Annotated in this window: 15 protein-coding genes; 5 read left to right on the top strand and 10 right to left on the bottom strand. The window is 68.3% G+C overall.

Features of this window, described 5'->3' with window-relative positions; genetic code table 11:
* Positions 1 to 789 (bottom strand): hypothetical protein (locus tag MBA17_RS48830; protein WP_238505802.1); only part of this gene is annotated, 789 nt, incomplete at its 3' end.
* Entirely contained in the window at positions 786 to 1,103 is a 318-nt protein-coding gene (locus MBA17_RS48825) for a hypothetical protein (RefSeq protein ID WP_238505801.1), read from the bottom strand. The genes MBA17_RS48825 and MBA17_RS48830, both read right to left, overlap by 4 nt.
* Positions 1,104 to 1,252: 149 nt before the next feature.
* Between MBA17_RS48825 and MBA17_RS48820 the strand changes: the two genes are divergently transcribed.
* Both MBA17_RS48820 and MBA17_RS48815 read left to right on the top strand, forming a co-directional pair.
* On the top strand, positions 1,253 to 1,654 hold the full coding sequence (locus MBA17_RS48820) for a YbaB/EbfC family nucleoid-associated protein (RefSeq protein WP_238505800.1): 402 nt from the start codon (positions 1,253 to 1,255) through the stop codon (positions 1,652 to 1,654).
* Positions 1,655 to 1,762: 108 nt separating this feature from the next.
* Positions 1,763 to 2,146 carry a hypothetical protein gene (locus tag MBA17_RS48815; RefSeq protein WP_238505799.1) on the top strand — a complete coding sequence of 128 codons (384 nt, stop codon included), beginning with the start codon at positions 1,763 to 1,765 and terminating at the stop codon, positions 2,144 to 2,146.
* 188 nt (positions 2,147 to 2,334) lie between these two features.
* Here MBA17_RS48815 and MBA17_RS48810 read toward each other — a convergent pair whose 3' ends face one another.
* The 3 genes from MBA17_RS48810 to sodN all read right to left on the bottom strand — a co-directional run bounded on the left by MBA17_RS48810 (position 2,335) and on the right by sodN (position 4,103).
* Positions 2,335 to 3,114, bottom strand: a complete 780-nt coding sequence (locus tag MBA17_RS48810) for an RNA polymerase sigma factor SigF (protein WP_238505798.1) — start codon at positions 3,112 to 3,114, stop codon at positions 2,335 to 2,337.
* A gap of 17 nt (positions 3,115 to 3,131) precedes the next feature.
* The gene (locus MBA17_RS48805) at positions 3,132 to 3,557 is read right to left on the bottom strand and encodes an ATP-binding protein (RefSeq protein ID WP_455432998.1); all 426 of its coding nucleotides are present in this window, start codon (positions 3,555 to 3,557) and stop codon (positions 3,132 to 3,134) included.
* Between the two features lie 144 nt (positions 3,558 to 3,701).
* Positions 3,702 to 4,103 carry a superoxide dismutase, Ni gene (sodN, locus tag MBA17_RS48800; protein ID WP_238505797.1) on the bottom strand — a complete coding sequence of 134 codons (402 nt, stop codon included), beginning with the start codon at positions 4,101 to 4,103 and terminating at the stop codon, positions 3,702 to 3,704.
* Between sodN and sodX the strand changes: the two genes are divergently transcribed.
* Positions 4,067 to 4,507 carry a nickel-type superoxide dismutase maturation protease gene (sodX, locus tag MBA17_RS50155; RefSeq protein WP_274387111.1) on the top strand — a complete coding sequence of 147 codons (441 nt, stop codon included), beginning with the start codon at positions 4,067 to 4,069 and terminating at the stop codon, positions 4,505 to 4,507. The genes sodN and sodX overlap by 37 nt on opposite strands.
* Here sodX and MBA17_RS48790 read toward each other — a convergent pair.
* The 4 genes from MBA17_RS48790 to MBA17_RS48775 are packed head-to-tail and all read right to left on the bottom strand — an operon-like array spanning position 4,468 to position 7,468.
* On the bottom strand, positions 4,468 to 5,007 hold the full coding sequence (locus MBA17_RS48790; RefSeq protein ID WP_238505796.1) for a CGNR zinc finger domain-containing protein: 540 nt from the start codon (positions 5,005 to 5,007) through the stop codon (positions 4,468 to 4,470). The genes sodX and MBA17_RS48790 overlap by 40 nt on opposite strands.
* 46 nt (positions 5,008 to 5,053) lie before the next feature.
* Entirely contained in the window at positions 5,054 to 5,803 is a 750-nt protein-coding gene (locus MBA17_RS48785; protein WP_238505795.1) for an amino acid ABC transporter ATP-binding protein, read from the bottom strand.
* Complete coding sequence (locus tag MBA17_RS48780; protein ID WP_238505794.1) at positions 5,800 to 6,612, bottom strand: amino acid ABC transporter permease; 813 nt, start codon at positions 6,610 to 6,612, stop codon at positions 5,800 to 5,802. Before MBA17_RS48780 ends, MBA17_RS48785 begins: the two co-directional genes overlap by 4 nt.
* 4 nt (positions 6,613 to 6,616) lie before the next feature.
* Positions 6,617 to 7,468 (bottom strand): ABC transporter substrate-binding protein, encoded by an 852-nt coding sequence (locus tag MBA17_RS48775; RefSeq protein WP_238505793.1) that lies wholly within the window; start codon positions 7,466 to 7,468, stop codon positions 6,617 to 6,619.
* A 286-nt stretch (positions 7,469 to 7,754) separates the two neighbouring features.
* On the opposite strand from MBA17_RS48775, the gene MBA17_RS48770 reads away from it, so the two are divergent.
* Together MBA17_RS48770 and MBA17_RS48765 are read left to right on the top strand one after the other, a co-directional pair.
* A complete protein-coding gene (locus tag MBA17_RS48770) occupies positions 7,755 to 8,945 on the top strand; it encodes an NAD(P)-dependent malic enzyme (protein ID WP_238505792.1) in 1,191 nt (396 codons plus the stop codon).
* Between the two features lie 195 nt (positions 8,946 to 9,140).
* On the top strand, positions 9,141 to 10,505 hold the full coding sequence (locus MBA17_RS48765; protein WP_238505791.1) for an NsdA family TPR-like regulatory protein: 1,365 nt from the start codon (positions 9,141 to 9,143) through the stop codon (positions 10,503 to 10,505).
* A gap of 180 nt (positions 10,506 to 10,685) precedes the next feature.
* On the opposite strand, the gene MBA17_RS48760 is transcribed toward MBA17_RS48765, so the two are convergent.
* Positions 10,686 to 11,466: trypsin-like serine peptidase (locus MBA17_RS48760; RefSeq protein ID WP_475395196.1), on the bottom strand; the 781-nt coding region annotated here is incomplete at its 5' end.

Here is an 11,466-nt window from a genome sequence, read left to right as displayed (position 1 = left end):
CGCGTCCTCCTCCTCCCTTGTCTTGATACTGTCGCGGAGTTCCTTGGCCAGCCGTCTCCTCTCAGCAGCCGTCGTGCCGATGGTGGTGTCGGGAATGTCGCCATGAAACTTCCCGGTGTTGTCCTTCCTGCCCCACCCCATGTTCGTGCGCATGCCGGGATTCCCGGGGGAGGCGGCCTGCAGCGGCCTGATCTCGTACGGGCTGCGGCCCCCGCCCCCCGCCGGCGCGAGGTTGCCCAGGCCGCCTCGCGGGCCGGCCACCTGTTCGCCGAGCTCTTCGAACCGCCGGGTAATGCGTTGGACCGCGGGGGTGAGACGGGTGGCGACACCCCGCTCGAAGGTGTGCTTGATCCGCAGGATGGCCAGGCGGGAGAAGGCCACCTTGCCCGCCGCGAAGCCCGCCCCCGCCGCGCCCGTTCCCATGGCCACCTTCAGGGTGGTCGCGAGCTCGACGAGTTGCGTGATCTCCGCGAGCCTGGCGGCGGAGGCCACCGACGCGAAACCGTTCGTCACCGGTGGCAGGACGTTCATCGCGGCGCCGGTCTGCTGCAGCCGCCCCCCGCTGCCGCCGACCTCCTGCCAGTTCTCCGCCAGCGCCGTCGCCGACTGCCCCTGGTACTCCTCCGTCGCCCGGCCCATGGTGAGGTCGGCGTGCTCGGCCATCATGGCCATGCTCGGGACGGCGGCGCGGATCGCGTTCGCGTCCGTCACCACGTTGTCCAGCTCGACGTCGAGGACGTTGACGCCGGCCAGCCGGGCGAGTTCCTCGATGAAGGGCGGCGTGCTCATGACGCGGTCCCCGGCGCCTCGACGGCACTCCTGGCGGCGGCGTCGGCGGCTCCCGTCGTGGCGACCGTGTCCCGCAAGCCGCTCCCCGTGGTGTCGAGCGCGGCGCCGTTGACGGACACCGCGCGCGCCCCGGCCTGAACGCACTCCACGAACGCCGTGACGAACGGCGCGATCAGCCCGTCCGTCCCCCACGACCCGCCGAGCCCTTGAGTCGCCAGTTGCCGGGACACCGCCTGGCACTGCTCGGCCTGCTGCGCCAGCCGGCCGGATCCGGTTTCCAAGGAGCTCAGGTTCACCCCGAAACTTTGGTCCATCTCAGGCACGCTAGGCAGCGAACGACGGCCCCGGCGCACAGTTCGAGGAATCTGCAAGTGCTTGACGTCACCGAATCGTCTCGGTGACACTCCACCCTGGAAGGGTGTCGGGACCGACCGGATCGGAGGGCCGCTTGCGACCGTCGTCCATGCAGGAAGACCGTGAATACCTGGACCACCTGCTCACGCAGGCGGAGGACGTGGTGCGCGGTCTCCGTGCCGCGCACGCCCGGCTCGGGCAGGTCACCGGTAGGGGCGAGGGCGCCGACGGGCTGGTCCGTGCGGTGTCCGACGGTCACGGGAAGCTGCGGGAACTCCTCATCGCCCCGCGCGGCATGCGACTCGACTTCGCGGTCCTCGCCCTGGAGGTCGGGAGGGCGATCCAGGCCGCTCAGCGGGACGCCGAACGCCAGGCCCAGGCGATCATGAGCGAGGTCGACGCGAAGACCGCGAAGCTCCCCAAGGCGCTCGACGCGAGCTTCGTGCAGGAGCGCATCGAACAGGTGTCCCGCGAGATCGATGTCCACCTGGGAGCCGACCTCCCGGGCTGATCGGGCTGATCGGGCTGATCGGTCGGCGGGTGGCGCCTCCTGCCCGCCCCCGGACATCGGCGGAGCCCTTGTGCCGGGCGGCAGACCCACGGGGTAGGCTCACCGGATGTGTTCAATCGTCCGCTGAGCCTGCTCGCAGCCGCCGTGGCCGTCGCGCTGGAAGGGCTCACCGCGCTGGTGCTGGGCGGCTTCGTCGCGGTGCAGACCGTGGTGGGTTCCCCGTCGGATCGCACGACGTCGGCCGGAGTCGCCGTCTTCGGGCTGCTGGTGGGCGCGGGGCTGCTCTGGGTGGTGTGGGGCCTGGTCACCGGTGAACGATGGAGCCGCGCGCCCGGCGTGCTGGCCCAGATCTTCGCGCTCCCCGTGGGAGGCACCGTCATCCAGTCGGGTCAGCCGGCGATCGGCATCCCGCTCATCGCCGTCGCGCTGGTCGGGCTGGCGGGGCTCCTCGCCCCGCCCACGACCCGCATTCTGTACGGCGACGACGCCTGAACGTGCGACGACGTCACTGAATCGGCGACAGCCCACGGCTGGTGCGGTGTCCGGTGACGTTCACCGGCTCCGGGAGCCGTGATCGCCGATGTCAGGAGCCGCTTGGACCACGGCGAAAGGTTGTGGACACCGCACTAGTCGTCGGTTGAACGTGCGACGACGTCTTCGAACCGGTGAACAGCCCACGGCTAGTCGTCGGCGGTGAGGCCCTCGCGGAGCTGGGCCAGGGTCCTGGCCAGCAGACGGGAGACGTGCATCTGGGAGATGCCGAGCTCGGTGGCGATCTGCGACTGCGTCATGTTGCCGAAGAACCGCAGCAGCAGGATGCGCTTCTCCCGCGGTGGCAGTCGCTCAAGCAGCGGCTTGAGCGACTCACGGTATTCGACCCCTTCGAGCGAGTCGTCCACGATGCCGAGCGAGTCGGCCACGGCGGGCGCGTCGTCGTCGCCGGAGTCGGGGGCGTCGAGGGAGACGGTGGAGTAGGCGTTGGCCGACTCCAGGCCCTCAAGCACCTCCTCCTCGGTCATCTGGAGATGCGCGGCCAGCTCGGCGACGGTCGGCGCGCGGCCCTCGCGCTGGGAGAGCTCGCTGATCGCCTTGGTCAGCGAGAGCTTCAGCTCCTGCAAGCGGCGCGGGACGCGGACGGCCCAGCCCTTGTCACGGAAGTGGCGCTTGATCTCGCCGACGATGGTCGGCGTCGCATAGGTGGAGAACTCGACCCCGCGACCGAGATCGAAGCGGTCGATCGACTTGATCAGGCCGATGGTCGCGACCTGGGTCAGATCGTCGAGCCATTCGCCGCGGTTGCGGAAGCGGCGGGCGAGATATTCGACCAAGGGCAGGTGGAGCTCGACGAGCTCGTCCCTGATGCGCTGCCTGCGTGAGTCGTCGGGGGCCAACTCCGCCAGTTCCGCGAAGAGCGTGCGCGCGCGCACCCGGTCGGGCACCGCGTGGTCGCCGGCGGCCATGGCACGAGTCCTTTCCGTCACGCCGGCCTCGCCGCGCCTCGCCGCTTGCGCAGCACGATCGCCATGCGGTCAGGGGAGTCGGTCACCGCGTCGACCTCGTCGGCGAGCGCGGTGAGCACCATCCAGGCGAAGTCATCCCGTTTGGGAGCCGTACTCCCCACGGTGCTGACTTCCACGCTGACCTGCATCTCTTGCCCGGTGAGCTCGAACTCGGCCGTCAGATCGGTGCCCGGCACAGCCTGGGTGAGCAGCATGGCACACGCCTCGTCGACCGCGATCCGCAGATCCTCGATCTCGTCGAGCGTGAAGTCAAGCCGCGCCGCCAAGCCGGCGGTCGCCGTACGCAGAACGGACAGGTAGGCGCTTGCCGCAGGCAGCCTGACGCTGACCACGTCGCGAATCCCAGCCATGCCTTCCGTCCGCGTCTCGGTTTCCTCGGTCACGTTCCTCCTCACGCCTTGGCGTGTATTGCCGCTGACTGCAACTTACCGCCCTCAGGGACCTGATGGTGGTCTGAGACTCGCGATCAAGAGAAAATGGTCAGGCCCCGTGTGAGTTGTCATCACACGGGGCCTGTGTTGCCGTCATCAGGCGGCCTTGGTCTCCCAGAAAATCTTGGAGATCTCATCGATCTTGCCGAGGAGGTCCTCGGCCTTGGCCACGTCGACCGTGCCCTTGGCGCCGGCCGCGCCCGCGAGCTTGGTGGCGTCCCAGAACAGCTGGTGCAGCTGCGGGTACGTCTCCAGGTGCGGCGGCTTGAAGTAGTCGGTCCACAGCACCCACAGGTGGTGCTTGACGAGCTCGGCCCGCTCTTCCTTGATCGTGAGAGCCCGGGAACGGAACACTGGGTCCTCGTTGCCCGCGTACTTCTCCATGATCGCCTTTACGGACTCGGCCTCGATACGCGCCTGGGCCGGGTCGTAGACCCCGCACGGCAGATCGCAGTGCGCGGATGCCACGTGCTTGGGTCGCAGCAGTCGTGCGAGCATCGGAAAAGTCCTTCCTTGATGCTGATACAGCATGGTCCACGACCGACCTTACTCGTCCTGATCCACCTCTCGCCCAAAGGGGGGCCGCCACCGTGAGGGTTCGTGTCGAGGGCGAGTCGATGTCGCCGGGACTCCGCCCCGGCGACTGGCTGTTCGTACGGCGGGCCGCGCCGGTGCGGCCGGGCGACGTGGTGGTCGCCCGGCTCCCCGGCGACGAGTCGCTGCTGATCGTCAAGCGGGCGGCCTGGCGGACCGACGAGGGCTGGTGGCTGGAGAGCGACAACCAGCGCGCGCCGGGCCGCCGCGACAGCTGGGACTTCGGCCCGGTGCCGCCCCGCCTCCTGGTCGGCCGGGTCGTGCTGCGTTACTGGCCGATCGGGACCTTCCGCTTGCGCGCCCGGTAGGCGGCGACGTTGGCCCGGCTCGCGCACCGCTCCGAGCAGTAGCGCCGGGAGCGGTTGGAGGAGGTGTCGAGGAACGCCCTGCGGCAGGGCGCGGCCTGGCACACCCCGAGCCGGTCGACGCCGAGATCGGTGACCAGCGTGGCCAGGCCCATCACCGCGCCCACGGCGTACTTGTCGGCGACGCGGCCGCCCTCGGTCAGGTGCATGTGCCAGCTCTCCCCGTCGTGCCCGGAGATCTGCGGATGCACCGGGTGACGGATGAGCAGCGAGTTGAGCCGGTCGACGACGTCGTGCTCGTCGCCCGCGGCGGCCGACTCGAAGACCGTCATCAGCTCGTCGCGCAGCTCGCGCAGCGCGTCGAGGTCGGCGCGGGTGACCCGGGGGGCGTCCGCCTGCCTCCCGGACTCGTCGAGAAGTGTGCGGACGCCTTCGAGGCTGTCCAGCCGGGCGGGCCCGTTGATGAGGAGCACCGCCAGCTCTGCATAGGAGATCAGATCCACGTGCAACCCTGGTAAGAGATGACTCGGGATAACGAGTATTACACGCTCAGTCCACGTGTGTGGGGTTCAGCACACGACTGAGGAAACTCCTCGTCCGCTGGTGCTTCGGATTCGCGATCACCTGGCTCGGCGGCCCGTCCTCCACGACCATGCCGTCGTCCATGAAGACCACCCGGTCGGCGACCTCCCTGGCGAACGCCATCTCGTGCGTCACCACCAGCATGGTCATGCCGTCCTCGGCCAGCTTGCGCATGACGGTCAGCACGTCGCCGACGAGTTCGGGGTCGAGGGCCGAGGTCGGCTCGTCGAACAGCATCAGCGACGGGTCCATCGCCAGCGCCCTGGCGATCGCCACCCGCTGCTGCTGCCCGCCGGAGAGCTGCGCGGGATAGGAGTCGGCCTTCTCGGTCAGCCCGACCCGCTCCAGGTTGTGCCTGGCGATCCGCTCGCACTCGGGGCGTCTACGCTTGAGCACCCGTTCCTGCGCGATGGTGATGTTGCGCAGCACGGTCAGGTGGCCGAACAGGTTGAACTGCTGGAACACCATGCCGACGCCCCGGCGGGCGGCGTCGATGTCCACGTCCTCGTCGGTCAGCTCGACCCCGCCGACGAAGACCTTGCCCGAGGTGGGCTGCTCCAGCAGGTTCACGCAGCGCAGCAGGGTCGACTTGCCCGAGCCCGAGGGCCCGATGACGCAGACGACCTGGCCGGGCTCCACGGACAGGTCGATGCCCTTGAGCACCTTGTTCGACCCGAACGACTTGTGCAGGCCGCGAATCTCTACGGCGTGGTTCACTGGCGTGCCTCCATCCTGCGCGACAGATAGCCCAGGGGGATGGTGAGGAGCAGATAGGTCGCGCCGGTGACGATGAGCGGCGTCGGGTTCGCGAACGTGGACGCCACGTCGTTGCCGAACTTCGCCAGCTCGACCTGCGCGGCCGTCACGCCGAGGAACAGCACCAGCGAGGAGTCCTTGAACAGGAAGACGAGCTGGTTGGTCAGCGGCGGGATCACGATCCGCAGCGCCTGCGGGATGACGATGGAGACCATCGCCCGCATGTACGGCATGCCGAGCGAGCGGGCCGCCTCCATCTGCCCCTTGGGCACCGCCTGGATGCCGCCGCGGAACGTCTCCGCGAGGTAGGCGGAGGAGACGGCGCCCAGGCCCAGCGCCGCCTGGCCGTACACGCCGCCGGGGATCTGCAGCCACGGGAAGGCCAGCGGCAGGCTGGCGATCATCAGCAGGACCACCAGCGCCGGGAGGCCGCGGAAGATCTCGATGTAGACGGCCGCGATCCACCGGTAGGGGGCGACCGACGACAGGCGCATCAGGGCGAGCACCATGCCGACGACGAAGCCCACCACGTAGGCGGTGACCGTGTAGATGACGGTGTTGCGCAGCGCGACGGTGAACAGGGTCGGCAGGGTCTCGCCCGCGACCTCGACGTTGAGGAACGAGTTGATGATCGCCGGCCAGTCGGCCAGCAGGGCGACCACCACGACGATGACGATCAGGATCGCGTACTGGATGCCGCGGCTGATCCGCTGTTTCTTGCGAGGGCTGAGCCCTCCCCGCTGGGGGAGGGCCGCTACGGGCTCGCTCATGCGCTCACGACGCCGAAGGGGCGGGCGTGGGCTCGGTGCCGAACCACTTCTTGTAGATGGCGGTGTAGGTGCCGTCGGACTTGGCCGTCTCGATGGCCTCGTCGACGACCTTCTTCAGCGCGGTGTTGTCCTTCTTCATGCCGATGCCGTACTGCTCGCCGGTGTCGAGGCTGAGCACCATCTCGAACTTCGACGCGACGTCGGGCTTCTTGAGCCAGGTCAGCACGACGGGAAGGTCCTGGACGATCACGTCGGCCTGGCCGGTCTGGAGGCCGAGCAACTCCTTGGGGGAGTCGGCGAACTCGATCGGCGAGAAGCCCTGCTTCTTGACGTACTCGAGGCCGGTCGTGGACGCCTGGGCGCCCAGCTTGAGGTTCTTGGTCTTGACGTCCTCGAGCGAGGTGATCCCGCTGCCCTTCTTGGCCATCAGCGCCTGGGTGGCGTCGAAGTAGGGGACGGAGAACCCCATGTTCTGCTGGCGCTCCGGGGTGATCGTCATACCCGCCGCGGCGACGTCGCACTTGCCGGCATTGAGCGCTGCGCCGCTCTTGATGGCGGCGAAGTCGATGTCGATGATCTCCTGGGTGACGTTCAGCTTCTTGGCGACCAGATCGACGATGTCGACGTCGAAGCCGACGACCTTCTCGCCCTGCTTGAACTGGAACGGCTCGTAGGGAACGTTCGTGCACGTGGTGATCTTGCCGCTGTTGACGAGCTTCACGCCGCCCGGCGCGGTGGCCGTGGCGGCGGTGTTCTCGTCCCCGCCGGAGGAGCCACACGCGGCGAGCAGCAGCGCCGAGGCCACCGCCATCGCGCCGATCATGGGCACTCGGGGCCGCTTGGTCCAGGGAGCCATGGTTGGCCTCCTCATATGAGTTTGAGCCGTATTCGTCCGTTAACGGGCAGTTTATGGTGCGCTTGGCCGTCCGCTGTACCGGGCGGTTAACAGACCGTCAACGAAACGGAGTCGCTACCGAGACTCGCCGTCGTTTCAACATGTGGCACAATCGAGCCACGGGTGACCCCCGTACCCCTCAAGAGACGACCGTTCCGGCGAGGGGACCCTGGCGGCTACCGAAGCCGGGCCTTTTCGCTGCTCGGCGTCCACCGAAGGATCCGTCCGCCTCACTACAGGGGTCTCTGTGGCTGTCACGCCATCATCCGTCTCTCTCGAAACCCTCGATCTCGATCCGGCCTTCGCGCTGCACCGCGGCGGGAAGCTGGAGGTCCGTTCCACCGTCCCGGTACGCGACGCCGACGACCTCTCCCTTGCCTACACCCCCGGTGTGGCCAGAGTGTGCACGGCCATCGCCGACACGCCGGAACTCGTCAACGACTACACCTGGGTGTCCAACGTGGTGGCCGTCGTCTCCGACGGGACCGCCGTCCTCGGCCTGGGCGACATCGGCCCCGCCGCCGCCATGCCCGTGATGGAGGGCAAGGCCCTGCTGTTCAAGCAGTTCGCGAACGTCGACGCCGTGCCGATCTGCCTCGACTGCACCGGAATCGAGGAGCTGGTCGAGACGGTCGTACGGCTCGCGCCCTCGTTCGGCGGGATCAACCTGGAGGACATCAGCGCCCCGCGCTGCTTCGAGGTCGAGGCCCGGCTGCGCGACCTGCTCGACATCCCCGTCTTCCACGACGACCAGCACGGCACCGCGATCGTGGTGCTCGCCGCGCTGCGCAACGCCGCGCGCCTCACCGGCCGCTCCCTCGGCGAGCTGCGAGCCGTCGTGGCGGGCGCGGGCGCCTCCGGGGTCGCGGTCAGCCGGATCCTGCTGAACGCGGGCATCGGCGACATCGCGGTGGCCGACTCCAAGGGCATGATCCACGCGGACCGTGACGACCTCAACCCGGTGAAGCGGGCCCTGGCGGCCGACACCAACCGCACCGGATTCACCGGCTCCACCGAGCAGGCGCTGGCCGGCGCCGACGTCTTCATCGGCCTGTCCGGCTCCACCGTGACCGAGGCGGCCATCGCCTCGATGGCCGCCGACTCGATCGTCTTCGCGCTGTCCAACCCGACGCCCGAGGTTCAGCCCGAGGTCGCCCGCCGGCACGCGCGCGTGGTGGCCACCGGCCGCTCCGACTTCCCCAACCAGATCAACAACGTGCTGGCCTTCCCCGGCGTCTTCCGCGGCGCCCTCGACGTCCGAGCCTCCACCATCACCGAGAACATGAAGGTGGCCGCCGCCGAGGCGCTGGCCGCCGTGGTGGGCGACGACCTCTCCGAGGACTACGTCATCCCCGGCCCGTTCGACGCCCGGGTCGCCACCGCGGTGATCGCCGCGGTGTCCGAGCAGGCGCGCGCCGACGGCGTGGCCCGCCGGTAACTTCCTCCTCAAAGTGCCCTTCCCTGCCGGGGAGGGCACTTTTCGTGTGTCCTGGGCCAAGTTTTGGGAAACCCAGAAAGCTTATTACTCAACGTGCTATAACAAGAACCCTCCGTTACAGAACCATGGTGGAACCGTGTGTTTCGCGGGGTGGCGTGTGGGCAATCCGTTCGCGCGCTTGGGGAGGAGTGAGCGATGGAACGCGGGCCCAATCGGTTGTTGCAGCGTCTCATCGCCGAATCCAAGTTCTCCCATAAGTGCCTGGCCAGGCGGCTCAACGACCTGGGTTCGGCCCGGGGGCTGGCAGGGCTGAAATACGACCACAGCTCGGTGTTGCGCTGGCTCGGTGGCCAGCGTCCACGGGACCCCGTGCCGAGACTGCTGGCAGAGATCTTCGCACTACGGCTGGGCCGTACGGTGAGTTCCGAAGACCTGGGCATGCCGGTCACCTGTACCCCCCTCGACCTTGGGCAGGAGTTTTCGCATACGTGGCAGGAGGGGGTCGCGACCGTGACGGCGTTGTGGCGGGCGGACGTGGAGAGACGCAGGTTCCTGCTCGACTCCACCTTCGCCATCGGAGCGGGTGCGTCGGGAGCCGTGCGATGGCTGACGCTTCCGGCGGAGAACCGGTTGTCGGGCATGGGCGGCCGAGGCGTCGGCAGGGCCGACATCGCGGCGATCCGCGAGGTGACCCGGTCGTTCGGCGAGCTGGACAACCGGTTCGGCGGCGGGCGCGTTCGTCCCGCCGTGGTGCAGTATCTCGACACGGCGGTCAGGCCGCTCCTCAACGAGGGCTCCTACAGCGAAGCCACCGGGCGGGAGCTGGCCTCCGCCGCCGCCGAGCTGACCAGGCTCGCCGGCTGGATGGCCTACGACCTGGAGCAACACGGTCTGGCCCAGCGCTATCTCATCCAGGCGCTCCGGCTCGCTCGGGGAGCCGGAGACCACGGGCTGGGCGGTGAGATCCTCGCGGGCATGAGCCACCAGGCCATCTACATCGGCCAACCGGCGCACGCCCTCGATCTGGCTCGCGCCGCCCAGCTCTCCGCCCGTCGCTCCGGCATCGACTCCCTGCTGGCCGAGGCCCATGTCCTGGAGGCACACGCGCACGCCGTCCTCGGTGACGGACCGTCCTGCGGCAGCTCCCTGCGCGAGGCGGAGACTGCCTTCGGCCGCCGTTCGCCACGCGACGAGCCCGGCTGGATCGCCTACTTCGACGAGGCCTACCTGTCGGCCAAGTTCGCCCAATGTTTCCGCGACCTGGGCGACGGCCCCCAGACGGTACGGCACGCACAGCGCTCGCTGGAGATGGACGACCGTTTCGTCAGGGGCAAGATGTTCAACCTGTCCCTGCTCACCGCCGGTCTCGTGCAGTGCGGCAAGATCGAGGAAGCGTGCGGCGTCGCCACCGAAGCCCTTGAGCTGGCCGCCGGCCTCAACTCGGTTCGCATCCAGAGCCACGTCACCGACCTGCGCAGGCGCCTGCACCCCTACGCCGACACCGCGGCGGTCTGCGCCCTGCGTTCCCGCGCGGGGGAGCAGACACCCGCCTACGCCTGACCTTCCACCACGCCGACCTGCGTTTTCACGCCGAGGCGTTCGCACGCCGAGACGTTCTCCGAGGCCGGACACTCCGAGGCCGGACACAAAGGCGCAGGGCCCGGCCGAAGCCGGGCCCTGCGATGAAACTTTGAAACTTTTGAACTCGGGTTACCCCTCGCTCAGGACGATCGCCAGAGACTAGTTGGCGATGACAACGCCGTCCTTGGACACGATCGAACCGGACCACTTGTTCGCGGCGGTGTTGTAGATCGTGGCGGCCTCGCCGTCGAAGTACGGCGACGAGATGGTGTCGTAGCGCTTGTCGTTGTTGGTGTCGTGGGCCAGGCTCACGACGCCGTTCACGAAACCGATACGCTTGGCGTTGCTGTACTTGATGAGGAGCGGGCCACCGCTGGCGCCACCGGTGAAGACGCACTTGATGGCGTACTGCTCTTCAACCTTGAACTTCGGCGCCACAACGGTCTTGCCGCTGGGCTTCTTGTCGTAGCACCACTTCATGGTGACACCGGTGAACGGCTTGTTGCCGTCCAGGTGCGGGCCCGCGGGGTAGCCGAACGCGAAGACCGGCTGGCCGGTCTTCTGGTTCCACGCGAAGCCCTGGCCGCCGACCTGGGAGCCCAGGGCACCGCGGTCGACTGCCGAGACGATGAAGTAGTACTGGACGAAGTAGATCTCCTTGACGGAGGTCTTGACCCACTTCTTCACGAAGAACTGCTGCTTGAACCAAGCAGTCTCGGCGCCGTTGGCGTCCTTGGTCACGGTCAGCGAGCCCAGGAACTTGCCGTCGCCCTTGGCAACCTGGAGAGCCTTGTACTCGTCCTGGCTGATCGAGACCTTCTGCGACAGACGCTCGAACTTGGCGTTGTTGTCGAGTCCAGTCGGGGCCGCGTTGTACACGGACTCGGTGACCTCGGCGCTCGTCAGCTTGATGCCGTTGAAGCCATCAGCCGAGAGGTAC

This window comes from Dolomitihabitans soli (genome assembly GCF_022213955.1).
GTDB lineage: Bacteria > Actinomycetota > Actinomycetes > Streptosporangiales > Streptosporangiaceae > Streptosporangium_A > Streptosporangium_A soli.
Note: the sequence above shows the minus strand (reverse complement) of the source record. Positions and strands in the feature narration are given on the sequence as shown.

Bases quoted from the DNA above. Each gene is read 5' to 3' on its own strand.
- MBA17_RS48775 (WP_238505793.1), bottom strand. From the start codon at position 7,468: ATGGCTCCCTGGACCAAGCGGCCCCGAGTGCCCATGATCGGCGCGATG.
- MBA17_RS48820 (WP_238505800.1), top strand. From the start codon at position 1,253: ATGCAGGAAGACCGTGAATACCTGGACCACCTGCTCACGCAGGCGGAG.
- sodX (WP_274387111.1), top strand. From the start codon at position 4,067: ATGCCACGTGCTTGGGTCGCAGCAGTCGTGCGAGCATCGGAAAAGTCC.
- MBA17_RS48825 (WP_238505801.1), bottom strand. From the start codon at position 1,103: ATGGACCAAAGTTTCGGGGTGAACCTGAGCTCCTTGGAAACCGGATCC.
- MBA17_RS48810 (WP_238505798.1), bottom strand. From the start codon at position 3,114: ATGGCCGCCGGCGACCACGCGGTGCCCGACCGGGTGCGCGCGCGCACG.
- sodN (WP_238505797.1), bottom strand. From the start codon at position 4,103: ATGCTCGCACGACTGCTGCGACCCAAGCACGTGGCATCCGCGCACTGC.
- MBA17_RS48780 (WP_238505794.1), bottom strand. From the start codon at position 6,612: ATGAGCGAGCCCGTAGCGGCCCTCCCCCAGCGGGGAGGGCTCAGCCCT.
- MBA17_RS48765 (WP_238505791.1), top strand. From the start codon at position 9,141: ATGGAACGCGGGCCCAATCGGTTGTTGCAGCGTCTCATCGCCGAATCC.